Source organism: Paeniglutamicibacter sp. NPDC091659 (assembly GCF_044756805.1).
GTDB lineage: Bacteria > Actinomycetota > Actinomycetes > Actinomycetales > Micrococcaceae > Paeniglutamicibacter.
In genome coordinates, this window is the sequence record NZ_JBIVTO010000004.1 from 86,957 (window position 1) to 110,600 (window position 23,644).

The 23,644-nt window shown below is 64.8% G+C and carries 22 protein-coding genes; 15 read left to right on the forward strand and 7 right to left on the reverse strand.

The genetic code is table 11. From position 1 onward, the window contains the following. The first annotated feature begins 14 nt into the window (after nt 1-14). From ACIQLF_RS09440 to ACIQLF_RS09470, 7 genes are all read left to right on the forward strand, one after another. Nucleotides 15-569, forward strand: coding sequence for a F0F1 ATP synthase subunit B (locus tag ACIQLF_RS09440; RefSeq protein ID WP_400297256.1), 555 nt, complete (start codon nt 15-17; stop codon nt 567-569). Continuing rightward, nucleotides 569-1,381 (forward strand): F0F1 ATP synthase subunit delta, encoded by an 813-nt coding sequence (locus ACIQLF_RS09445; RefSeq protein WP_400297258.1) that lies wholly within the window; start codon nt 569-571, stop codon nt 1,379-1,381. The genes ACIQLF_RS09440 and ACIQLF_RS09445 overlap by 1 nt, the downstream gene beginning before the upstream one ends. Before the next feature lie 114 nt (nt 1,382-1,495). Further along, nucleotides 1,496-3,133, forward strand: coding sequence for a F0F1 ATP synthase subunit alpha (gene atpA / locus ACIQLF_RS09450; protein WP_400297260.1), 1,638 nt, complete (start codon nt 1,496-1,498; stop codon nt 3,131-3,133). A gap of 78 nt (nt 3,134-3,211) precedes the next feature. After that, nucleotides 3,212-4,105 carry a F0F1 ATP synthase subunit gamma gene (locus ACIQLF_RS09455; RefSeq protein ID WP_400297262.1) on the forward strand — a complete coding sequence of 298 codons (894 nt, stop codon included), beginning with the start codon at nt 3,212-3,214 and terminating at the stop codon, nt 4,103-4,105. Between the two features lie 58 nt (nt 4,106-4,163). After that, nucleotides 4,164-5,621: a F0F1 ATP synthase subunit beta gene (gene atpD / locus ACIQLF_RS09460; RefSeq protein WP_400297265.1), complete on the forward strand. Its 1,458-nt coding sequence runs from the start codon at nt 4,164-4,166 to the stop codon at nt 5,619-5,621. Nucleotides 5,622-5,623: 2 nt separating this feature from the next. After that, nucleotides 5,624-5,908 carry a F0F1 ATP synthase subunit epsilon gene (locus ACIQLF_RS09465; RefSeq protein ID WP_209996275.1) on the forward strand — a complete coding sequence of 95 codons (285 nt, stop codon included), beginning with the start codon at nt 5,624-5,626 and terminating at the stop codon, nt 5,906-5,908. A gap of 7 nt (nt 5,909-5,915) precedes the next feature. Beyond that, nucleotides 5,916-6,353, forward strand: a complete 438-nt coding sequence (locus ACIQLF_RS09470) for a DUF2550 domain-containing protein (protein ID WP_209996276.1) — start codon at nt 5,916-5,918, stop codon at nt 6,351-6,353. A gap of 150 nt (nt 6,354-6,503) precedes the next feature. Here ACIQLF_RS09470 and ACIQLF_RS09475 read toward each other — a convergent pair whose 3' ends face one another. From ACIQLF_RS09475 to nucS, 3 genes are all read right to left on the reverse strand, one after another. After that, nucleotides 6,504-6,707 carry a cold-shock protein gene (locus ACIQLF_RS09475; RefSeq protein WP_068735141.1) on the reverse strand — a complete coding sequence of 68 codons (204 nt, stop codon included), beginning with the start codon at nt 6,705-6,707 and terminating at the stop codon, nt 6,504-6,506. A 211-nt stretch (nt 6,708-6,918) separates the two neighbouring features. Further along, nucleotides 6,919-8,154 (reverse strand): N-acetylglucosamine-6-phosphate deacetylase, encoded by a 1,236-nt coding sequence (locus tag ACIQLF_RS09480; protein WP_400297270.1) that lies wholly within the window; start codon nt 8,152-8,154, stop codon nt 6,919-6,921. A 152-nt stretch (nt 8,155-8,306) separates the two neighbouring features. Continuing rightward, nucleotides 8,307-9,002, reverse strand: a complete 696-nt coding sequence (gene nucS, locus ACIQLF_RS09485; protein ID WP_400297273.1) for an endonuclease NucS — start codon at nt 9,000-9,002, stop codon at nt 8,307-8,309. Nucleotides 9,003-9,092: 90 nt separating this feature from the next. Between nucS and ACIQLF_RS09490 the strand changes: the two genes are divergently transcribed. After that, a complete protein-coding gene (locus tag ACIQLF_RS09490; RefSeq protein ID WP_209996280.1) occupies nt 9,093-9,443 on the forward strand; it encodes a hypothetical protein in 351 nt (116 codons plus the stop codon). 19 nt (nt 9,444-9,462) lie between these two features. Here the strand turns inward: ACIQLF_RS09490 and ACIQLF_RS09495 are convergent, their stop codons facing one another. Further along, a complete protein-coding gene (locus ACIQLF_RS09495) occupies nt 9,463-10,785 on the reverse strand; it encodes an AI-2E family transporter (RefSeq protein WP_400297276.1) in 1,323 nt (440 codons plus the stop codon). A gap of 223 nt (nt 10,786-11,008) precedes the next feature. Between ACIQLF_RS09495 and ACIQLF_RS09500 the strand changes: the two genes are divergently transcribed. Both ACIQLF_RS09500 and ACIQLF_RS09505 read left to right on the forward strand, forming a co-directional pair. Continuing rightward, a complete protein-coding gene (locus tag ACIQLF_RS09500) occupies nt 11,009-12,724 on the forward strand; it encodes a hypothetical protein (protein ID WP_400297278.1) in 1,716 nt (571 codons plus the stop codon). Between the two features lie 127 nt (nt 12,725-12,851). Further along, on the forward strand, nt 12,852-13,775 hold the full coding sequence (locus tag ACIQLF_RS09505; RefSeq protein ID WP_400297281.1) for a tetratricopeptide repeat protein: 924 nt from the start codon (nt 12,852-12,854) through the stop codon (nt 13,773-13,775). A 99-nt stretch (nt 13,776-13,874) separates the two neighbouring features. Here the strand turns inward: ACIQLF_RS09505 and ACIQLF_RS09510 are convergent, their stop codons facing one another. Both ACIQLF_RS09510 and ACIQLF_RS09515 read right to left on the reverse strand, forming a co-directional pair. After that, nucleotides 13,875-14,543 (reverse strand): hypothetical protein, encoded by a 669-nt coding sequence (locus ACIQLF_RS09510; RefSeq protein WP_400297284.1) that lies wholly within the window; start codon nt 14,541-14,543, stop codon nt 13,875-13,877. Continuing rightward, nucleotides 14,540-17,164, reverse strand: coding sequence for an AMP-binding protein (locus ACIQLF_RS09515; RefSeq protein WP_400297287.1), 2,625 nt, complete (start codon nt 17,162-17,164; stop codon nt 14,540-14,542). The genes ACIQLF_RS09510 and ACIQLF_RS09515 overlap by 4 nt, the downstream gene beginning before the upstream one ends. 147 nt (nt 17,165-17,311) lie before the next feature. Between ACIQLF_RS09515 and ACIQLF_RS09520 the strand changes: the two genes are divergently transcribed. The 5 genes from ACIQLF_RS09520 to ACIQLF_RS09540 all read left to right on the forward strand — a co-directional run bounded on the left by ACIQLF_RS09520 (nt 17,312) and on the right by ACIQLF_RS09540 (nt 22,971). Beyond that, on the forward strand, nt 17,312-18,091 hold the full coding sequence (locus ACIQLF_RS09520) for an ABC transporter ATP-binding protein (RefSeq protein ID WP_400297289.1): 780 nt from the start codon (nt 17,312-17,314) through the stop codon (nt 18,089-18,091). Continuing rightward, on the forward strand, nt 18,073-19,641 hold the full coding sequence (locus ACIQLF_RS09525; protein WP_400297292.1) for a transporter: 1,569 nt from the start codon (nt 18,073-18,075) through the stop codon (nt 19,639-19,641). The genes ACIQLF_RS09520 and ACIQLF_RS09525 overlap by 19 nt, the downstream gene beginning before the upstream one ends. A 74-nt stretch (nt 19,642-19,715) precedes the next feature. Then, nucleotides 19,716-20,012, forward strand: coding sequence for a DUF3039 domain-containing protein (locus ACIQLF_RS09530; protein ID WP_209996285.1), 297 nt, complete (start codon nt 19,716-19,718; stop codon nt 20,010-20,012). 82 nt (nt 20,013-20,094) lie between these two features. Beyond that, nucleotides 20,095-21,891 carry a DEAD/DEAH box helicase gene (locus ACIQLF_RS09535; protein ID WP_400297295.1) on the forward strand — a complete coding sequence of 599 codons (1,797 nt, stop codon included), beginning with the start codon at nt 20,095-20,097 and terminating at the stop codon, nt 21,889-21,891. Between the two features lie 183 nt (nt 21,892-22,074). Beyond that, nucleotides 22,075-22,971: a GIY-YIG nuclease family protein gene (locus tag ACIQLF_RS09540; RefSeq protein ID WP_400297297.1), complete on the forward strand. Its 897-nt coding sequence runs from the start codon at nt 22,075-22,077 to the stop codon at nt 22,969-22,971. Nucleotides 22,972-22,991: 20 nt separating this feature from the next. On the opposite strand, the gene ACIQLF_RS09545 is transcribed toward ACIQLF_RS09540, so the two are convergent. Next, complete coding sequence (locus ACIQLF_RS09545) at nt 22,992-23,642, reverse strand: isochorismatase family protein (protein WP_400297300.1); 651 nt, start codon at nt 23,640-23,642, stop codon at nt 22,992-22,994. Nucleotides 23,643-23,644: the final 2 nt, after the last annotated feature.

The window sequence follows — 23,644 nt, forward strand, 5'->3', positions numbered from 1 at the left end:
AAGGAAGAGTGAGAATGATCAGCAACGAATTGATCCTCGCTGCAGGTGCGGGTGCCAACCCGCTGCTTCCGAACCCGTGGGAAATTCTTGTCACTGCTGCAGGCTTTGCTGTCCTGTTGTTCATCGTGGTCAAGTACATTGCCCCGGCATTCGAGAAGTCCTACCAGGACCGCGTTACGGCCATCGAAGGTGGACTTGAGAAGGCTGAAGCCGCACAGGCAGAAGCCAACGCCACCCTTGAGCAGTACAAGGCCCAGCTGCTGGAAGCACGCACCGAAGCCAACCGCATCCGTGAGGACGCGCGCGAAGAAGGTGCCCAGATCCTGGCTGAGCTGAAGACCAAGGCCTCCGAGGAGTCCGCTCGTATCACCGAGCAGGCCCACCGTCAGATCGAAGCCGAGCGCGTTGCAGCAGTTACCTCGCTGCGCGCCGAGGTCGGAACCCTGGCAACTTCGCTGGCCAGCAAGATCGTCGACGACGCTCTTGAGAACGACGAGCGCGCAGCTCGCGTGGTCGATAAGTTCCTGGCAGATCTGGAAAACCAGCAGAACGCAGGTGCATCGAACTAATGGCAGGTGTATCGAGCGAGTCACTCGCCGCGGCGCTGGCGTCGTTGGAAACCAAGCTTGCACACGCGTCCTTGGAATTGTCGACAGAGCTGTTTGGTGCCCTTCGGGTCATCGACGGCGATGCAGGCCTGCGTCGCGCACTGACTGATCCCGCCCGTGGGGCATCGGACAAGGCAGGGCTTGTAGCCCAGCTGTTGCGCGGAAAGGTTTCGGCTGACGCCGAGGCCACCGTCGCTGGTCTTGCCACTTCGCGCTGGAGCTCGGCACGAGACATTGGCGATGCATTGGAGATCGTGGCAGCTAACGCTGCAATCATGGTCGCCGAACGTCAGGGCGGTTCCGCTGGCTTGGAGAGGCTCGAAGAAGACCTCTTCGCGTTCATCCGTGTTGTTGGGTCCAGTCATGATCTGCAGCGTGCACTTGATGATGCTCAGGCAACGACGGAAGCGAAATGCGCCTTGGCGCTCAAGCTTGTCCCGACTGCCAGTGAAGCATCTGCACTGCTGATCCGCCAGGCCGTCGCTTCGCCGCGTGGGCTCAAGCCCGTCGCACTGCTGGAGCGCTTCGTGGAATTGGTGGCTAAGCGTCAGGATCGCTGGATTGCCCAGGTAAGCGTCACCCGTGACCTCACCGCCGAGCAGTTCACGCGCCTGCAGGCAGGCCTGAATAACCTTTACGGTCGAGACTTGAAGATCAACGTCAACATCGACCCGGAACTAGTCGGCGGCCTCCGCGTGAAGGTGGGCGATGAAGTGGTAGACGCTTCCATCGCAACCCGCGTGTCGGATCTTCGCCGCCGGTTGGCAGGCTAGGTAGACCCCCTTCGGGGTCTGCCAGCCGGCCAGTCACCATAGACTGAATCAATTTTCGGTTACCGCACACGATAGAACCGCGGTAATCACAACTTAGGAGAGCAGGGACTGCAGATGGCCGATTTGACCATCAACGCCGACGACGTCCGCATTGCCTTGAATGAGTTCGCAGCGTCCTACGAACCGGGCAAAGCTGAGCGCACCGAGGTCGGCCGCGTAACCACGGCAAGTGACGGTATCGCCAAGGTGGAGGGTCTTCCCTCCGTCATGGCAAATGAGCTGCTTCGCTTCGAAGACGGCACCCTGGGCCTGGCCCAGAACCTTGACACCCGCGAAATCGGTGTCGTCGTCTTGGGCGACTTCACCGGCATCGCCGAAGGCCAGCGCGTAGAGCGCACCGGCGAGATCCTCTCGGTTCCAGTGGGCGACGCCTTCCTGGGCCGCGTGGTTGACCCGCTGGGCGAGCCGATTGATGACCTTGGACCGATCGCGTCCACCGGACGTCGTGTACTGGAAGCCCAGGCTCCCGGCGTAACCGAGCGTAAGTCGGTTCACGAACCGCTGCAGACCGGCATGAAGGCCATCGACGCGATGATCCCGATCGGCCGTGGCCAGCGTCAGCTGATCATTGGCGACCGTCAGACCGGCAAGACCGCTCTGGCCGTGGATGCCATCATCAACCAGAAGGCCAACTGGGCTTCGGGCGACACCAACAAGCAGGTCCGCTGCATCTACGTGGCAATTGGTCAGAAGGCTTCGACCATTGCCGCAGTGCGCCAGACCCTTGAAGACCACGGTGCACTGGAATACACGACGATCGTTGCCTCCCCGGCATCCGATCCGGCTGGCTTCAAGTACCTGGCACCGTACGCCGGCTCGGCCATTGGCCAGCAGTGGATGTACGACGGCAAGCACGTTCTGATCGTCTTTGATGATCTGTCCAAGCAGGCCGAAGCCTACCGCGCCGTTTCCCTGTTGCTGCGCCGTCCGCCAGGACGCGAAGCTTACCCGGGCGACGTGTTCTACCTGCACTCCCGCTTGCTCGAGCGTTGTGCAAAGCTCTCCGACGAGCTCGGTGCGGGCTCGATGACCGGTCTTCCGATCATCGAAACCAAGGCAAACGACGTATCGGCGTTCATCCCGACCAACGTCATTTCCATCACCGACGGCCAGATCTTCTTGCAGTCGGACCTCTTCAACGCCAACCAGCGTCCGGCAGTCGACGTGGGCGTTTCGGTGTCCCGCGTTGGTGGCTCGGCGCAGATCAAGGCCATGAAGAAGGTTGCCGGTACGTTGAAGCTTGAATTGGCTCAGTACCGCGACATGCAGGCCTTCGCCATGTTTGCCTCGGACCTGGATGCCGCTTCCAAGCAGCAGCTGACCCGTGGTGCACGCCTGATGGAACTGCTCAAGCAGGGACAGTACGCACCGTTCGCGGTCGAGGATCAGGTTGTCTCCGTGTGGGCCGGTACCAACGGCTACCTGGACGATGTCCCGGTTGAAGACGTTCGCCGCTTCGAGACCGACTTCCTGGCTCACCTCCGTCACCGCACCAACGTGCTGACCGTGATTGCCGAGACCGGCAAGCTCGAGGACGAGACCGTGGAATCGCTCAAGTCGAACATCGCCGATTTCAAGGCCGGCTTCTTCGGTGAAGGTGACGACAAGCTTGTCGCCGCCGGCCACGAAGAATTCGACGCCTTGGCCGAGGGATCCGTCGACCAGGAAAAGATCGTCAAGCAAAAGCGCTGACATCACCTTTAAGTAAGGGTTGCCGCGCCACCTCGCGCGGCGCGGCAACCCCTACAAAGGGATAAGGAAAGGACAAACATGGGAGCCCAGATCCGGGTCTACCGCCAGAAGATTGCATCGACGACGTCGATGGGCAAGATCTTCAAGGCGATGGAACTGATCGCTACTTCCCGTATTGGCAAGGCACGCGCGCGTGTCTCGGCTTCGCTGCCTTACGCCAATGCGATTACCCGTGCTGTTACTGCCGTCGCGTCACAGTCCGAGATCGATCACCCACTGACCACCGAGCCGGAATCAATCCGTCGCGCGGCAGTCTTGGTTATGACCTCGGACCGCGGACTCGCCGGGTCCTACTCCGCCAGCGTCTTGAAGCAGGCAGAGCACCTCGTTGAATTGCTCCATGAAGAAGGCAAGGACGTCAAGACCTACTTGGTCGGCCGCAAGGCGCAGGCGTACTTTGACTTCCGCGGACGCGATTACGCGAAGGTGTGGACCGGTGGAACCGACGCCCCGGAGTTTGAAACCGCACGCGAACTGCGCGAGGTCCTGCTCAAGGACTTCGCCGACGAATTTGAAGTGGGCGGCGTGGACGAAATCCACGTTGTATTCACCCAGTTCAAGTCCATGGTCGTTCAGGAACCGACGGTCATTCGTTTGCTGCCGCTTGAGGTTGTCGAGGAGGAGTCCGAGACTCCTGCCGACGAGCTGCTGCCGCTCTACGAATACGAGCCGGAACCGGAGCAGGTGCTTGACGCACTGCTTCCGCGTTACATCGAGTCGCGCATCTTCAATGCAATGTTGCAGGCAGCAGCTTCCGAGCTTGCCGCACGCCAGCGTGCCATGAAGACCGCCGGTGACAACGCCAAGGAACTGATCAAGAAGTACACGCGTCTTCGTAACAACGCCCGCCAGGCCGAGGTTACCCAGGAACTCTCCGAAATCGTTGCCGGCGCTGACGCGCTGAACGGCTAACCGAGATCTTCCCAAACACTTACATCCACGCCATCTACACAAATGAAGTGAGAGAGAGATGACTGCCCAACTTAACGAGCAGGGTACCGCTGCCACGACCGGTGCAACCGGCCGTATCGCACGCGTTATCGGCCCGGTTGTCGACGTCGAATTCCCCGCCGACTCCCTGCCTGCCATTTACAACGCTCTTTCCGCTGAGATCACCCTCAACGGCGAGACCAAGACCATCACCTTCGAAACCAGCCAGCACCTCGGTGACTCAATGGTTCGTGCGATCGCCCTGCAGGCCACCGACGGACTTGTCCGCGGTACCTCGGTGCTCGACTCGGGTGCCCCGATCTCCGTGCCAGTAGGCGACGGCGTCAAGGGTCACATCTTCAACGTTCTGGGCGAACCCCTCGACGTTCCGGCTTCGGAAATCCAGGTTTCCGAGCGCTGGCCGATCCACCGCAAGCCACCGGCATTCGCGAGCCTCGAAGGCTCGACCGAAATGCTGGAGACCGGCATCAAGTCGATCGACCTTTTGACCCCTTACATCAAGGGCGGCAAGATCGGTCTGTTCGGCGGCGCAGGCGTTGGCAAGACCGTGTTGATCCAGGAAATGATCACCCGTGTTGCACGTAACTTCGGTGGTACTTCGGTATTCGCCGGTGTTGGCGAGCGCACCCGTGAAGGTAACGACCTCTGGGTCGAAATGGAAGAAGCCAACGTTCTGAAGGACACCGCCTTGGTGTTCGGCCAGATGGATGAGCCGCCAGGAACGCGTCTTCGCGTGGCACTGTCCGCACTGACCATGGCGGAATACTTCCGCGATGTCCAGAACCAGGACGTTCTGCTCTTCATTGACAACATCTTCCGCTTCACCCAGGCCGGTTCCGAGGTGTCGACCCTTCTGGGCCGCATGCCTTCGGCCGTGGGTTACCAGCCGAACCTGGCCGACGAGATGGGTCTCCTTCAGGAGCGCATCACCTCGACCAAGGGCCACTCGATCACGTCGATGCAGGCCGTTTACGTGCCTGCAGATGACTACACCGACCCGGCTCCGGCAGCGACCTTCGCCCACTTGGACGCGACCACGGAACTTTCCCGTGAAATCGCTTCCCGTGGTCTGTACCCGGCCATCGATCCGCTGACCTCCACGTCGCGAATCCTTGACCCGCAGTACGTCGGTCACGACCACTACAACACCGCCGTGCGCGTCAAGCAGATCCTTCAGAAGAACAAGGAACTGCAGGACATCATCGCCATCCTCGGTGTCGACGAACTGTCCGAAGAAGACAAGATTGTTGTTTCGCGCGCACGTCGCATCCAGCAGTTCCTGTCCCAGAACACCTACACTGCAAAGCAGTTCACCGGTGTCGAGGGCTCGACGGTTGCCATCAAGGACACCATCGAAGGCTTCAACGCGATCTGCAACGGCGATGTCGACCACATCGCAGAGCAGGCATTCTTCAACATTGGCGGCATGGACGATGTCGAGCGCCAGTGGGCCAAGATCCAGGAATCGACCAAGTAATCATGGCCGAACTCCAAGTCGAAATTGTTGCTGCCGACCACTTCGTGTGGTCCGGCGCGGCAAAACTGGTCAAGGGACGTTCCAGCGAAGGCGAGATCGGGATCCTTCCCGACCACGCGCCGATGCTGGCCGTGCTGGCTGCCGGAGATCTGGAAATCGTACCGGTTTCCGGTCCCCGCTTCACGGTCCAGGTTGACGGCGGGTTCTTCTCCGTTGATGCCAACCGCGTTGTGATCGTTGCCGATAACGCCGTCATGGCCGAATCTGCCCCGGCGGGAACTCGATAGTCCTGCCTTGAACGAACTCGGCATTCCTGTACTCATCGTTCTGGCAGCCTTGCTGCTGGTGGTGATGTTCTTGGGCGCCATGGGAGTGCGCCGTATTCAGTTACGGCGCACTCTTGGCACATTCGACGCATCGATCTCCACGGCCCCCGGGAAGTGGATGATGGTTGTCGCTCGTTATGGAGCCGGAGAGCTTGAGTTTCTCAAGCTCTTTTCCGTCTCCCCGATTGCGGTGCACAAGTTTTTGCGTAGTTCCATTGAACTCAATGGATGGCGAAAGCCCGCGGAAGAAGAAAAGCACCTGGTACAGCCTGGTAGCGTCATCGTGATGGTGACCTATGAAGGCCGAGAAATATTGATTGCCATGGACTACGGGACCTATAACGGTCTCTCGGCCTGGCTGGAGGCCGGCCCCGTTGCGGGCGTCGGCACCTGGCGGCAAGACTAAACGCATTAAAGCAGTGGGGCGGGATGATGTTCATCATCCCGCCCCACTGCTTTAACTTTTCTTCGGGCCGGGCCGCGATTGCAACCTTTGCCGGCGTATGAAACGCCGGTGTGTTGCGACGGCCCGGGGGTTCAAAGAGTTTCTGAAGTCCTAGAGACCGACAACGCCGGTTGCCTGAGGACCCTTGGCGCCCTGGCCAACTTCGAATTCAACGCGCTGGTTTTCTTCCAGCGTGCGGAAGCCATTGGTCTGGATCTCCGAGTAGTGAACGAAAACGTCAGCCTCGGCGCCATCCGGAGTGATAAAGCCGAATCCCTTTTCGGCGTTAAACCACTTCACGGTTCCCTGAGCCATGTATTTCTCCTCATTTAGTGCGAAAAGCCGACCGGCGCACCGTGCGCCGGCCGTGATTGGTACAGAAGTGAGAAGAACACTGACATGGACTAAACCGCATCAGCCGCTTCACACCCGCAACCTAGCTTTGGCGGGTATGACTAACCAACACAAAGACTGAGTCCAGCATCACATGGCGATGTGATCTGGGTCAACACCTTTCGCATCGGTGCTAAACAGAAACTTCATAAATTGATTCACCGTTGCGGATGACCTGCAACAGGTTTAGGTTCTCATCCAGCAAAAGCAGGTCGGCGGCGAACCCCTGGTGGAGTTGTCCGGCCTCGTCGATCAGCCCAAGCACCTCTGCCGGGACCTTGGTGGCGGAGACCAGGGCCTCGGAAAGCGGGACGCCGCCTGCAACCGCCGAGCGAAGGACATCGAGCATGGTGGCCGTGCCGCCGGCCAGCGAACCGTTGGAGGTCAGGCGTGCCTCTCCGTTTGCGACGGTCACCTGTGCCGGGCCCAGGGTGTAGTTCCCGTCGGCCAGGCCCGCGGCCGCCATGGAGTCGGTGACCAGGGCGATGGAGTCGGCGCCGACCAGGTTGAAGACCGTGCGAACCGTCACCGGGTCGAGGTGCACGCCGTCGGCGATGAGCTCGACGATGATCTTGTTGGCTGCCGCGAGTTCCAGGCAGGCGGCAACGGGGCCGGGGGAGCGGTGGTGCAGCGACGGCATGCCGTTGAACAGGTGGGTCACGGTGGGGCGTTCGGTGAAGCCGTCCACTCCGGCGCTACCGAGTTCCTCGCGGGCCAGTTCCAGGGAGCTGGTCACAGCGGTGGCATCGGCGTCGGTGTGACCCAGTGAAGGGACGACGCCCTGGGACACCAGCTGCTCGAGCAGTGCGTCCGAGCCCCGGCGTTCGGGGGCATAGGTCATGGTGCGCAATTGTCCGGCCGAGGCTTCGATCAACGCGTCAACGAAATCGGGTTCCGGATCGGACAGGAATGACGGGTCCTGCGCACCGCAGCGGACGTCCGAAAGGTACGGGCCTTCGGCGTGGATGCCGGCGATGTCGCCGCGCTCAGCGAACTCGGCCAGCACCCGGGCGGATGCAAGCATGTCGCCGCGGTCCGCGGTCACCAGGGAGGCCAGCAGGGTGGTGGTCCCCGCGCGGTGCAGGAAGTCGATGGCCTTGCCGATGGCCTGCGCATCGCCTGAGGGGAAGTCCCCGCCCACGGCGCCGTGGCAGTGGAGGTCGATGAGGCCCGGGGTGATGATGGTTCCCTCCGGGGTGGTCCGCAGGTTAAAGCTGGCGGCATCCTCGAGGAAGGCAAACTCCGTTGCGTTCCCTGCGAAGGCGATGCGGTTGCCGTCGACCGCAACGATGCCGTCGGTGATTTCGGTTCCGTGCGAGAGGATGCGTCCGGTGAGTGCGTAGCGGGCCGGGGAGGCTGATGGAGTCATGACCCCATTCTAGGTCGCGGTGCGCATCTGACTACGGATTGACGTCCGCAATCGGCCGCGTGCCAATCGGGCGGCGCGCGGCCGGCACGTACGACAAAGGGTTGCCGGTTCAGTGGAGAACTGAACCGGCAACCCTTTGGGTTGGTGGAATCCTAGAAGAGCCGTGCGGCGCTGTCGTCGACTCCGCGCATGGCATCGTAGTCAAGCACGAGGCAATCGATGCCACGGTCGGTGGCCAGCGTGCGGGCCTGCGGCTTGATCTTCTGCGCGGCAAACACCCCGCGCACCGGCTTGAGCAGCGGGTCGCGGTTGAGCAGTTCCAGGTAGCGGGTCAACTGCTCGACGCCGTCGATGTCACCCACGCGCTTGAGCTCGATGGCGACGGTGGAGCCCCCTGCATCGCGGGCCAGGATGTCCACCGGGCCGATGGCCGTCATGTATTCGCGGCGGATCAGGGTGAATCCTGCGCCGACGGTCTCGATCTGGTCGGCCAGCAGTCGCTGCAGGTCGGATTCGACGCCGTCCTTGATCAGGCCGGGGTCGGTGCCGAGGTTGTGCTCGGTGTCGTGGATGATTTCCTTGATGTGCACCACCAGACGGTCATCGGACTTCTGGTGGGCGACGTGCCAGAGCTCGACGTCGCCCTCGGCGGCCTGCTCCTCGTCCGGTTCCACGATCCGCATGACGGCGGGCGGGCTCATCCAGTTCAGCGGCTTGTAGCTGCCGCCGTCTGAATGGACCAGGACCGAGCCGTCGGCCTTGACCAATAACAGGCGGGTCGCCAGGGGGAGGTGGGCACGCAAACGGCCCTCATAATCAACTGAACACTTGGCAATCACTAAACGCACACCGTGCACTCTACCGGGTTTCGGGCATCGGCAGTGGCCAAGAGTGTGCAGCGGCACAGGCACCACCGGGACTTGGGGCAGAATTGAGATATGGCCCGCTCGAATCGCCCCCGACGTTCAACCGCCCCCGCACCGCGTGGGGGACGGTCCAATAAATGGACCCGTCCGGAGCTCGGAAGCGACGAGCCGTGGCTGGAGAAGGCGCGCTACGGCGTGCAGCGCCTGCAGGACGCTCCGGACGGCCAATGGCACGTGCGCAAGATTTCTGCCACCGGTGCCGCCAAGACCTACAAGTGCCCCGGCTGTGACCAGTTCATCAAGCCGGGCATCGAGCACGTCGTGGCATGGCGCGCGGACCACTGGTCCGGTGACGACGCCTCGGCCGCGGCCCGCAGGCACTGGCATTCCAAGTGCTGGGATTCGCGTTCCTACAAGTACTAGCCGTCGGGGAACCGCGTGGCTAGCGGTGATCCTGCCGGGCGATGAAGACCTCGCGCAGGATGAGCATGGCGGCGGCGGCGGTGGGAATGGCCATGAGCGCCCCCGCCACGCCCATGAGGGTGCCGCCGGCGATCACCGAGATGACGGCCACGGCGCCGGGGACCGACACTGCTTTCTGCATGACCTTCGGGGAGACGAAGTAGGCCTCGACCTGCAGGTATCCGAAGTAGCAAATCGCATAGACGACGGCGCTCTGCCAACCCAGGGTCAGCGAGATCAGCGACACCAGGATGCCGGCGATCGCGGCGCCGATCAGCGGGATGAACGCCAGGATGGCGACCAGCAGGGTGAGCAGCGCGGCGAACGGGACCTGGAGTATGCTCATCAGGATCAGTGCGACGGTGGCGTTCACTACTGCGACAAAGGCCTGCCCCATGACGTAGTTGCCGACCGATCGGGTGATGGTGCTGCCAAGCTTCTCGATGTTTGCCCGCTTGGAGCGCGGCGCAAGCCTGTAGCCGAAGGCCATGAGCGACGGAAGCGAGGCGAGGAAGTAGATCGCCAGCACCAACACGATGAAGACACCGAACAGGCCCTGGGCAACGACGCTGCCGACACCCAGGACGCCGCCGAAGATCCCGCCCACGGCGCCGGTGTCGGAGAAGAACTTGCCGATTTCCTGGCTGAGGCGGTCGGAGACGTGGTACTGCTGGTCCAGTGAAACGAAGAATTCCGACTTCAGGAATTCGTCGACGATGCTCGGGGCACGTTCGATGAACTGCGCCGTCTGGGTGACGATGGTCGGGATGATGATGCCGATGAATCCTCCGGCAACGCCCAGGAGCAAGGCCATGGTGATCAGTACGCCGGCCGTGCGTGATAGCCCCCTGCCGACGAAGAACCGCACCACCGGGTCGAGCCCCAGGGCGATGAACAGGGCTATGGCAATCCAGATGACCAGCGAACCCACGTTGGTGAGCAGGAAGAATCCGAGCAACGCGAGACCGACGCCGACCGTGAAGAGGAATCCGAAGGCCACCGGGTGTGCCCGGTAACCGTTGACGGTTTCCGGCGCGGTTCCCGGGTCGTCGTGGCCGGGAGCCGGCGGGAACCCGAAGTTCTCGGGTGGCTTGATGCGCGAATCCAAGGTGTGTTGCGCTCTGCCGATCACGCGGCGCCACAACGGAGCCGCCGCCGCGGCCCCGTCAACTTCGTGGTCGCCTGCCTGCGGCTGCCTGCCCGTGAGTTTCCCGGGAATCTCCGGTGAATGGGTGCCGGGGTCGATTGGGCCGTTGGCGGGCACTTCCGGTCCCTTGGGTTCGTCCGCATCATGAGTAGTCACAGCCCGAGCCTAATACCTTTTGCGTTGGGCCGGAGGCGACGGGTGTCGGCATGCAGGGGCATGGAAAAGGATTGATCGGGTGCCGAAGACTCTGGTGGTTCTGGTTACATCTTGGAACACTAGGGAGTGCCCACTCGTTAGACTTAGGGTGTGCCACCAGTTCGAATTTTTTCGGTTGGCGCACTGAGGCCGATTCTCGACCCCCGTTCCGTTAGGTGTAATTGTGCGAAAGATTTTTTCAGCGATCGCGATCATTCTTGGGCTGGTAGCCCTGGTAGTGGGCATCGGTCAGCGAACCATCTGGGCTCCGCCCGAGACGCTGACCGCTTCCTTCTCCCAGCCTCCCGCTGCAGCCCCGGTGACTCTGATCCAGTCAGGCGTAGGCACTGTTTCCGGGCAGCCGGCGGTGATCACCATCAACGGCGAAGGCAAATTCAGCGCATCCATGGTGCGTAGTTCCGACGCCGAGGCATGGGTGGGCAAGGCTGCACACACCAACATCACGGGCATCGACGTCAGCAACAAGGTGCTCGAGGCGAACGCCGTCACGGGTGAGGACAACGTGCCGAACCCCGTCGGTGGCGACATCTTCGAGGCCACCCAAATGGCCGACAAGTCCATGACGTACCACTGGACGAACCCCGATGACGGTTCCTGGACGCTGCTGGTGGCTGCAGACGGCAAGGCCGCTGCGCCGACCGACATCACCGTCACCTGGCCCGGCGACACGGCGACCCCGTTGTCGATGCCGCTGATCATCATCGGCGCGCTCCTGCTTGCCGGCGGCCTGGCCGGTGCCGTTTTCCGCCCCAAGCCGCGTGGCGGAACCGGCGGTGGGCGCCGTGCGGCAGCCCGCGAAGCGGAAGCTGAAGCTGTAACGGGAACCCTTCCGCGGGTCCAGGAACCCAAGGACACCAATGGGTCCTCGACCACGCAGAAGGTTGTGGCAACCCTCGGCGTCCTCGCCATGATTGTGTTGCCCTCGACCCCGGCGTTGGCCAGTGCCGCTCCGAGCCCCAAAGAGGGTGTGAAGAAGGAGGAGCAGGTGTACCCCGTCGTGATGCAAGGCCAGCTTGAGCGGATCCTTGAAGCCATCTCGAAGTCAGTTGCGACCGCCGACAAGTCCAAGGATGCCAAGGACCTCGAAGAGCGCACCGCGGGTGCCCTGAAGATCCTGCGCACCGAAAACTACGGGCTGCGCAAAGACGGCGTGAAGGTCGACGCCGTTCCGGCCGTCAACACCTCGGTCATTCGGTCCGCGGCGGTGCCGACCCAGAATGCCGCCACCTTCCCGCGTTCCATCATGGTTGTCACGGCCAAGGACTCCGAGGCGTCGACGATCCCGATGGCGATGACCCTGACGCAGACCGCACCGCGCGAGGACTACAAGCTCGTATTCGCAACACCGATGCTTCCGGGCTCGACCTTCCCGGGTATCGCCGTGGGTGACACCGCGGTGAAGATGGCAACCGGCGATGCCGAGGGCCTGACCATGACCCCGAAGGACGCGTTGACCCGCCTGGCAAGTGTCATGGATGACGAGAAATCCAAGTATGCCGACGAGTTCTCCAAGAGCGCCTTCCTGACGCTCAACGCCAAGGGCCAGAACGAGCTGGTGAAGGCCAACAAGAACGCGAACATCACGTTCAAGCGAACAGTCAACGACAAGCAGACCACCGTCCTGGCGGTTCCCGGCGGAGGCGTCCTGGTCTCCGGCCACATCACGTCCGAGACCACTGCCAAGCCCAAGGAAACGGGCGGAACCATCGGATTGGATGCGACAACCGCCAAGATCACCGGGGCGAAGGAAACCAAGAAGGGCATTTCCATCACCTACGGCGAGCCGGTGCTGCTGTTCATCCCGGCCGCGGATTCCAAGGACAAGGTCAGCGTCGTCGCTGCCGAGGTCGTCACCAGGCGTGCCAACCTGCTGAAGTAGCCACTGCGGGCCCGTTCGGGGCCGGCCAGGCCAAGGCGAAGTGGATCGAATGAAAATTTCGGTCCACTTCGCCTTTCTTGTGGTCGCAGGTTTTCCCAGCGGGCGTGCTGCGGCCTAAAGTAGAAGCATGACCTCCAGCATGCCTGAACCCACTGCACCATCCTCACGCGGCGCCATTGATCTGGCGGCCCTGAAAAAGGTTCACCCGGAGCAGATCGATGCTCCGGAGAACAATGCCCCCAGCTGGGTGCGCACGATCGACCAGGCGCTCTTCCCCGAGATCGTTGCCCTCTCCCAGCAGGTTCCGGTGATCGTATCCCTCGGCAGCCCGCGCTCTCCGGCCTCGGTGCAGCTCGACGGGTTGCTGGCCTCGGTGGTCAACGCCAAGAACGGCTCCGTCGTCATGGCCACCGTCGACGCCGAAACCGAATCGACGATCGCCCAGGCATTCCAGGTCACCCAAATTCCCTCGGTCATCGCGCTGATCAACGGCCAGCCCGTCCCGATGTTCCAGGGCAGTGCCGAGGTCTCGCAGATCCAGTCGCTGCTCGACGAATTGCTGTCCCTGGGAATCCAGCACGGCGTCGCCGGTACGGTTGCACCCTTCAGCACCGGGACGGCGGCCGCCGAGGCGCCGCTGCCGCCGCTGCACCAGGCTGCCCTTGAGGCCATCGAGGCCGGGGATTTCCAGGCCGCCGAGATCGCTTACAAGCACGCCCTGAACGACAAGCCCAACGACACCGACGCCGCAATCGGCCTGAACCAGGTGCGCCTGCTCATGCGCGCCCAGGACCAGGACCTGGCCGCCGTCCGCGCCGCGGGCGCCGCTAACCCCGACGACCTCGAGGCCCAGCTGGCCGTTGCCGACATGGACGTCGTCGGCGGACACGTCGAGGACGCATTTGGCCGGCTGGTGAACTTCATCGGACGCAACTTCGGCGACGAGCGCGAGGCCGCCCGGGCACGCCTGGTCGAGCTGTACTCGATCGTGGGCGTCCACGACGAGCGCGTCGTGGCATCGCGCCAGAAGCTTGCGCGCGTGCTCTTCTAGCAAGAACCGGCGGTCGATTCCGCCGCGGCACGGGAAGGGGGAGGCCGGTCAGATTGACCGGGCTCCCCCTTTTTTCGTCTTCTTGGCTTCCCGGGGTTCTCAGCTTCCGGACCAGCGCCGCAGCGTGCTGTTGAGCAGTCCGATGAGCACCGCGGTCCACCAGCAGGCCTGGGACACGCTGAGGGCGAGCACCAGCCGGGCGCGCAGGCCGCGGGCGACCTCGCCGAACCTGGTGGTGCCGGGCATGGCCAGCAGCCGGTGCATGAGCGGGGCGATGGCCAGGCCGTTGAGCAGGATCACCAGCACGCAGACCAGCTTCACCCGCGTGGGGATGCTGCCGAGGTCCGGGTTGATGAACGCGCCGGAGGCCAGCAGCATGGCCAGCCCGCCCCAGATCAGCGGCTTGGCCGCCGACTCGAGCCGGCCGGGCTCGTGGATCTCGCGCTTGCCCAGCAGCCAGAGCAGGCCGATCCAGTCGATCACCAGGATGGTGCCGAACGCGACGACCAGTGCCAGGATGTGCACGGCGAGCCCGATGCGGTGCACCTCCTGGGCGGTGTCCAGGTTGTGGCCGATGAGCACGGAGGCCGACCAGCCCGCCGTGCAAAGGAGGGCCAGCAACACGCCCCTGGCCCGACCTGTCCGTGATGCCGTGGATCCGGGGGAAGGTGCGGGCTCGCGGGGAGGTGCGGACTCTCGGCTGGTCGCTTCCCCGGCGGGAAGCGCGGGTTGCTCGCGGGCAGGCGCCTGCGCCAGGGAACCGATCATGGTTGTTCCTTCACGACGGCGTCGGTGGCGCGCGCGGGCCGCCGGTTTGCGAGGAGTCGTTCGGCCAGGTTCATGGCTCGGGTGGCGAGCGCGCCGTAGGCGATGCCGACCACCAGCGAGACCGCAACGGCCAGTGCCGCGTACTGCTTGTCGAACAGCGGGAAGACCAGCCAGTGGGTGACGTAGATGTACAGCGAGGCCCCTGCCAGCACCGCGACGGCCCGGTGCAGGAAACGCGGCACGGAGATGGTCCCGATCCAGATGAGCATCAGCATGCCCACCATGATCGTGTTGTTGCGCAGGTCGTTGTCGAACAGCCCGGGAACGGAAAGCAGCGTCACCGCGGAGACGGCCGCGCGCTGCCACGCGGTGCGGGAAGCCGCGGCGGCCCAACCCAGGGCGAAGAGCCACAGCATCGGTCCCTGCCAGGGCATCCGGAGGACAACCACGTCGAAGCGCAGCAGCAGGTCGAGCCCCACCAGCGCCATCGGGAACGCCCAGGGCCACCTGCGCAGGAGCCGGTCGGCGGCCGGGATGGCCAGCAGCGCGGCAAGCCCCAGCAGGATGTAGACAAGTGCCTCCACGAACCAGAAATGTTCGTTGGTGCCGAACTTCGGTGTTCCCAGCAGCGAGTTGAGCAGGAGCACATTTGTCCAGTTGTACTTGTCGTTCACCGTCAAGGCGAACGCGATGACCGCCACGGTGGGCACCACGACCCGCGCCACGGCGCGCAGCTGCCGGCGCAGCCGCTCCCGCCGCGTGCCGGCCAGCATGAAGCGCGCAAAGTTGTAGCCGGCCAGTCCCATGAGCACATGGGCCGTGCCCTGCCACTTGAACAGGCCGATGTGCGAGGAAATGATGAAGACGATCGCCACTGCGCGCAGCACGATCCCGGTGTCCATCGGCGGCACCAGGGAGCGCAACGCGCGCAGGGCCTTGCCGCCCGTTTCCTCCCGCCGCGGCGCCGCGGCCAGGGCCTCCAGCTCCGCCACCGGCATCAGGTGCCACCCCGGCGGCAGGGCGCCCATCAGCTGCTCGAGCCGGACGGAGGCCGCGACGTAGGACAGCGAATCGCCGCCCAGGGACACGAACGTGTCGGTGCCGTCGATGTCCCCGCGCTCCAGGGCGTCGGCGATCGCCAACCGGACGGTGTCCCGTTGCGGGGCTGCCTTCCGCGAAGGATCGGTGGATGGGGTCGCGCCGCCGGGGCAGCGAGGCCCCGCGGCGGAGGGCGTGCCGCCCAGGGCCAGCACCGCGGGGTAGTCGGGCTTGCCGTTGGCCAGCCGGGGGAGTTCCTCCACCGGGTGCAGGGCGACGGCCCCGCGCGGCAGCCCGAGCTCCCGGGCCAGGATCCCGGTGATCATCGGAAGGTCGTGTTCGCCCTCGACGGCCGCAACGATGCCGTCGTCGGTGCCGGCGACGGCCGCGGCAACGCCCAGTGCGGTGAGCTTCCGCTCCACCTGTCCCAGGTCCACGCGCAGGCCGACGATCTTCACGAAGCGGCTGCGCCTGCCGGTGATTTCATACAGGCCCTCGGGGGTCCGTCGGGCCAGGTCCCCGGTGTGCAGCCTTTCCACGGTGCGCCCGGCGGCAAGGTCCTCGGGGGACTCGGCGTATCCGAGCATGACGTTGGGCCCGGTGTAGACCAGCTCGGAGGCGTCCATCCCGGGAACCGGTTCAAGGTGGAATTCGCCGCCCGGGATGGGCACGCCGATGGACGCGGGGTTGGCCTCCGCGAGGTCCGGCGGAAGGTAGGCCATGCGCGCGGTGGCCTCGGTCTGCCCGTACATGACAAACAGGTCCCAACCGCGGCTCTGGCCCAGTTGAGCGTAGGAGCGCACCTTCTCCGGGGCCAGACGACCGCCCGCCTGGGTGATGTGGCGCAGGGACGGCAGCTCCATGTCGGCGAACCCGACCCGTTCCAGCAGGTCGAAGGTGTAGGGGACGGCGGCGAAGGACGTCACCTTCCGGGAATGCATGAGATCCCAGAAACACGGGTCGACCACGGACAAGTTGGTCAGCGCGATCGCCGCGCCCATGGCCAGGTGGCTGTTGACCACCGACATGCCGTAGCAATAGGACAGTGGCAGCGTCGTGGCAGCCGTGTCGCCGGGGCGCAGGTCGAGGTAGTCGGCAATGGCCCGCGCGTTGGCCTGGATCCCGGCGGCGGAGAGCCGGACCAACTTGGGGGAGCCGGTGGAGCCCGAGGTGCTGAGCAGCAGCGCCAGTTCGGGGTGCAGCCGGTGGCCGGTGCCCTCGCGCCGCTCCTGCACCAGGGATGCCTGCCCGGCCGAGGTGATGACGACGTCCGGGTCGTAGGCCTCGACCAGTGCGGCCGAGGCGTCGCCCCCGCCCGCGGGGAGGACCAGCAGCGGGTGTCCGGCGGAGAGCGCTGCCAGATAGGCCACCAGCGACGGCAGGGAGTTCTCGGCCTCGAGCGCCACTAGCCGTCGAACCGGTCCCAGGGACCGCGCGGTCGACTCCACCCGGGCGGCAAGCTCGGCGTAGCTCAGCGACCCGTGGTCGTGGTGGATCGCGGTCCGGTCCCCGAAGCGCGCCAAACCGGCGGCGAAGGAGACGGCGGCCAAGGGGGCCGCGGCTAGGTCAGTTTGTGTTGTCATCGCCCCATAATTTATTAGGCATGGCTAACCTAATGCAAATGGATTAGCCCCCTCCGGCATGCCCTTAGTTGTCAACCTTCGGGCTGACGTCCGGATTAGTCCGTTGGGATGACTCCTCGGGACACGTCACACTGGTACTTTTTAGCCATGAGCAACTCTTACCTGGATCCCGGCACAGCGGCCCTGTCGATTCGTTCGCTGGGCAAGCGATTTGGCGAGAAGGTCGCCGTGAACGGCATTTCCCTGGATGTGCCCACAGGGTCGTTCTTTGGCCTGGTGGGGCCCAACGGCGCCGGCAAGACCACCGCCCTGTCCATGGCCACCGGGCTCATGCGCCCCGACGCCGGGCAGGTGTGGATCCACGGGATCGACGTCTGGGCCGAACCCGCAAAGGCCAAGGCGTCCCTGGGCGTGCTCGCCGACGGCGTGCGCCTCTTCGACAGGCTCTCGGGCCGCCAGCTCGTCACCTACTCGGGGCTGCTGCGCGGCATGGACCGGGCCACGGTCGATACGCGCACCGACGACCTGCTGCGCGTGCTTGACCTGGCCGACGCGGGAAGCAAGCTGGTCGTCGACTACTCCGCCGGCATGACCAAGAAGATCGCTCTGGCCACGGCGCTGATCCATTCCCCGCGAGTGCTGGTGCTCGACGAGCCGTTCGAGGCCGTCGACCCGGTCTCGGCGGCGAACATCCGCGACATCCTGTCCGACTACGTGGCGCACGGCGGCACCGTCATCGTCTCCTCCCACGTGATGGACCTGGTCCAGCGCATGTGCAGCCACGTCGCGGTGATCGCCAACGGCAACCTGCTGGCCGCGGGATCCGTGGACGAGGTCCGCGACGGAATGTCCCTGGAAGACCGCTTTGTCGACCTGGTCGGCGGGCGCGGATCGAATGAGGGACTCTCGTGGTTGCACACCTCCTAGGCCTCAAGCTCCTGCTGCTGCGCAATTCCTTCAGGCGCAGCCCTTGGCAGCTGGTCGGCGTCATCATTGGCGGTCTCTACGGCCTGGGCCTGATCATCGCGCTCGTGGCCGCCCTGGTCTACGTGGCCACCCTGGACACGGCCGACATCCTCCTGTACCTGGTGCTGGCAGTTTCGGCGATCACGCTGGGCTGGGCGCTCATCCCGCTGGTGGCCTTCGGGGTGGACCTGACCCTTGACCCTGCGCGCTTCACGACCTTCACGATCTCCCGGCCCAAGCTCGCCGCCGGCCTGCTGCTCTCCGGCTTCATCGGCATCCCCGGCCTGCTCACCCTGCTGCTCCTGGGCTCGCAGTTCCTGGCCTGGCGCTTCGACGCGGCGGCGCTGGCGGCCGCGGTGGTCTGCGGAGTGCTGGCGGCACTCATGTGCCTGGCGCTGGCCCGGCTGACCACCACCTCGATGACCCGGCTGACCGGCTCGCGGCGCTTCCGGGACGTGGCAGGCATCATCGCGATCGTCCCGCTGATCCTGCTGGGCCCGATCATCGGCACCGTGTCCGGCGGATTCGAATCGGCGCTCGGCTGGCTGCCGCGTCTCGCCGACGTGCTGGCCTGGACTCCGCTGGGCGTCTTTGCCGCCGTCCCGGGCGACCTGGCCGCCGGCGCGCCGCTGCTGGGCCTGCTGCGCTTCGTGCTCGGGCTGGCCTACCTCGGCGTGGTGGTATGGGCATGGGAGCGCTCGCTGCACAAGGCCATGGAGACGCCGATCGCCCCGTCCGCCAGCACCAAGGCCGTGGGAATGGGGCTCTTCAACTTCTTCCCGGCCACGCCGACCGGCGCCGTCGCGGCCCGCGCGCTGACCTACTGGCTCAAGGACCCGCGCTACGCGGCGAGCATCGTGATCGTCCCGCTGCTGCCGGTGGTCCTCTGGTTCGCGTCCTCGAACTCGGGATCCGGATCTCTCATGCTGGGGCTCGGCCCGTTCCTGGCCATCCTGCTGGCGTTCTCGATCTCCGCCGACGTCTCCTACGACTCGACGGCGTTCTCCCTGCACGTGCTCACGGGCGTCAGCGGCGTGGCCGACCGTGCCGGGCGGGTGATCGCCTGCGGCATGTTCGCGCTGCCCGTGACGCTGCTGGCCGCGATCCTGCCCCCGCTCTTCCTGGGGCGCCCGGAACTGCTGCCCGCCATGATCGGGCTGTCCGTGGGGGCGCTGCTCTCCGGATTCGGCGTAGCCTCGGTCTCCTCGGCCCGATTCACCTACGCGGTTCCGCTGCCGGGGGACAGCCCCTTCAAGACGCCGCCGGGCGCCGGGGCGCGCATGGCCGTGGTGCAGCTGTGCACCTTCGGCATCATGTTCGTCCTCCTGGTTCCGGCCTTGGGCCTCACCGTCGCGCAGCTCGTCACCGGGCAGGCGATCTACGGCTGGCTGGCGCTGCCGGTCGGGATCGTCCTCGGCGTGGTGCTGCTCATTCTCGGCATCAGGCTGGGCGGCCGCTGGCTGGAAAGCCGCATGCCGGAACTGATGCAGGCGGTCATGGTCAACAAGTAGGCATCCGGTGGTGCGACTTACCGCACCACCGGATTTCGACCTGTTTCGGTTTCCGGGTTGTTAGACTGGTGGACATGAGCATGCCCCTAGATCCGTTCAAAGACGACCCGCGTACAACTTCCGGCGGCGGTGCCACGACCATCGAGCGCACCGAAGTTGCCCAGGAAGTGGAGGCCGGCGACCACGAGCGCTTTGCCCACTATGTGCGCAAGGAAAAGATCATGGAGTCGGCCTTCTCCGGCGACCCGGTGATTGCCCTGTGCGGCAAGGTCTGGGTTCCGGGCCGCGACCCGAACAAGTTCCCGGTCTGCCCGGAATGCAAGGAAATCTACGAGTCCCTCTCCGGCGGCGGAGACAAGGGCAAGAAGTAACACCCCACACCAATCAAGTCCCTGGCCAACCCGTGCGCTTTTGCGCGGGCGATGGTTCCCGAGCGCCACGGAGGGTGTGTGCATGACAGATACGTTGTTCTCCCTTGGAGACAAACTGCCCATGGAGGATCGTCTTCCTCCGGCTTATCCCGAACGAGCTGCCTGGGGCACCGGCCCCAAGCTGCGTGCCTGGCAGGCGGAGGCTCTTAGCAAGTACTTCACCGCCGAGCCGAAGGACTTCCTGGCTGTGGCAACGCCCGGTGCAGGCAAGACGACCTTCGCGCTGCGCCTGGCCAAGGTGCTGGTCGACGCCAAGACCGTCAACCGCATCATCGTCGTGGCACCCACCGACCACCTCAAGAAGCAGTGGGCGGATGCCGCGGGCCGCGTGGGCCTGTCGATCGACCCCAACTTCAAGAACGCGGACGGCCGCCACGGCGACGGCTACATCGGCGTGGTGCTCACCTATGCCCAGGTGGCCTCCAAGCCGCTGCTGCACCGCGCCAAGACCGAGGCCGCACGCACCCTGGTGATCCTGGACGAGATCCACCACGGCGGCGACGCGCTTTCCTGGGGCGACGGCATCCGCGAGGCCTTCGAGCCCGCCACCCGCCGCCTGGCGCTGACCGGAACCCCGTTCCGCTCCGACACCGCGGCGATCCCCTTCGTCGACTACGTCGAGGGCAACGACGGCATCCGCCGTTCCAAGGCCGACTACACCTACGGCTACGGCAACGCCCTGAAGGACCACGTGGTCCGCCCGGTGCTGTTCATGGCCTACTCCGGATCGATGCGCTGGAAGACCAGTGCCGGCGAGGAAATGGAAGCCCAGCTCGGCGAGGGCTTCACCAAGGACATCACCGCGCACGCCTGGCGCACCGCGCTGGACCCGGCCGGCGACTGGATCCCCTCGGTGCTCGAGGCCGCGGACAAGCGGCTGACCCAGGTCCGCCGCACCGTGCCCGACGCCGGCGGCCTGGTCATCGCCACCGACCACGAGGACGCCCGCGCCTACTCGGCGCAGCTGGAGAAGATCACCGGCGAAAAGGTCACCACGATCCTTTCCGACGATGCCGGCGCCTCGAAGAAGATCGACGAGTTCTCCGCCGGCGACAGCCGCTGGATGGTTGCCGTGCGCATGGTGTCCGAGGGAGTCGACGTGCCGCGCCTGTGCGTGGGCGTGTATGCGACGTCCACCTCCACCCCGCTCTTCTTCGCCCAGGCGATCGGCCGCTACGTGCGAAGCCGGAAGCGCGGCGAGGTCGCCAGCGTGTTCCTGCCCTCGGTGCCGATCCTCATGGCCCTGGCCAACGAGATGGAAGCCGAGCGCGACCACGCGCTGGACAGGCCGGAAAAGCATGTCGAGGACCCGGACTACAACCCCGAGGATGCCCTGGTTGCCGAGGCCAACCGCGAGGAAAAGGCCAGCGACGAGCTGAACAAGCAGAAGTTCGAGGCGCTGCATTCCAACGCGTCCTTCGACCGCGTGCTCTTCGACGGCGGCGAGTTCGGAACCGGCGGTGCCGTGGGCTCCGAGGAGGAACAGGACTTCCTGGGCATCCCCGGGCTGCTGGACGCCGACCAGGTGGGCGTGCTGCTGCGCCAGCGCCAGGCCGAACAGGTCACCCGGCGCAAGGTGCGCAAGAGCCACGAGGAGGCAGCGGCGGCACCGGTCATCGACCACCGCGCGCTCATGGACATGCGTTCCCAGCTCTCTAAGAACGTGTCGGCCTGGAGCGCGCGCACCGGAACCCCGCACGGGGTCATCCACACCAAGCTACGCGAGGTCTGCGGCGGTCCGGCCGTGGCCCAGGCCAACGCCGAGCAGCTGCAGACGCGCCTGAACAAGCTGCAGGGCTGGTTCATCGGCAAAAAATAGCAGTGCATGCAACAAGGGTCCGCACCGAACGGAAGACCATTCCGTTTGGTGCGGACCATTCGTTTTTGATCGACGGCAAGAGCATCGCCGACGTCGAACGTTGTGTATTCGATGTCGGCAAGCAGCAGCGCACAGCATCTGCGGGTGTCCTGAATATCGGGGCCGATCTTCAGCGGGAACACATTGAGAACTACAGACGGGATCCAGTTCGTGGGAACAGCCACCAGCCAGGCAAAACCAACTACGTCCTTTGAAGGGCACCTCACGTTCGGCAGCATCCTGGAATCATCCGGAGTCGACCCGTCCCAAGTGCTGCTCCTCCGGCACACCTACAAGAAGGATGGCTTGACCGGGCCAGAGGACCTCACACCGGAGCGGGTCATGGCGTACGCCCGCGAGCAGAGCTCCGTTGTCTACAAGTTCCCCAAGGACCCGCCGTGCATCTGGCTGAACTTCATAGCGGCCGGCGGCACCCGCTGCAGGTTCATCGGCGCCTACGAGAATCACGGCGAATCGGATGCCGAGCGAACCGAAACCCGGCGTTTCTACAACCTCACGCCGTCGGATTGCCTCGCCGCATTCCGCGACCGACTGGTTATCGACTGGGGCACGGGAGCCATCAATTGGGCGAAACGTGGTGAATCAGGAATCGGCTTACAGGTCACCGAAATCGCAGACGCCCAGGCCGAGGGTTTCCCTGGCTTCGACAACCTGCTGCTCTCGTTCAGCGAGTTGCAAGCCGTCATTGAGGACTCACGCTACGGCGCCTGGCGAGAAGTGCTCAAGTCTGTCCAAGGCATTTACCTGATTGCAGACACAAGCACAGGGCAGCTGTACGTGGGGAAGGCCGATGGGGCGGAGCGTCTACTGGGACGTTGGGGCTCCTATGCGAAGACCGGCCACGGCGGCAACGTCGCGTTGCTTGAGTTGGACGCCTTGGACATGTCACACCGAAAGCACTTCCAGTTCAGCATCCTGAGGGTGTTCAGCCCCGGCGCCTCGACGGCAGAGATCGATGCCGCCGAGGCGCACTACAAGCGTGCATTTCTCACCCGGCAGTTCGGGTTGAACCGAAACTGACCGCGGCGCGGGCGCCGTCGTCAGCCCAGGGTCAACACGGTGACGCCCGCGGCGCGCAGTTCCTCGAAGACGGCTGCATTGTTGGCCGGATCCACCGCGGCGGTCAGCGGGGAAATCACCGTGGTGCTGAAGCCCTGCGCCCTGGCATCAAGGGCCGTGGCGCGCACGCAGTGGTCGGTGGCGATGCCCACCACGTCCACGGCGGCGATGCCTCGTTCGCGCAGCCAGTCGCCCAGCAGCGGGCCGGACTCGTCCTCGACCCCGGCGCCGGCGAGGGCCATGCGCCCCTCGAAGCCCGAGTAGGCCGCGTTGTAGCGCCCCTTGAGGAACGCCGCATCGATCAGGTGCACGGCCGGTGCCAGATTCGGGTGGAGGGCAGCGCCGTCGGTGCCGGCGACGCAGTGCACGGGCCAGGAATCCACGAAGTCCGGTGTGTCGGAGAAGTGGCTTCCCGGATCCATGTGCCAGTCCTGCGTGGCAACAACCGCGGAATAGCTCGCGCGCCGCGCCAGCAGGTCCTCCGCGATGGCGGTTGCCAGCAGGGAGCCGCCGGCCACCGCGAGGGAACCGCCCTCGCAGAAGTCGTTCTGCACATCCACGATGACCAGTGCACGCGGCTCTGGGTGGTGCGCCGCGGGGGAGTCGGTCTGGTTAAGTGGTTCGTTGCTCATGG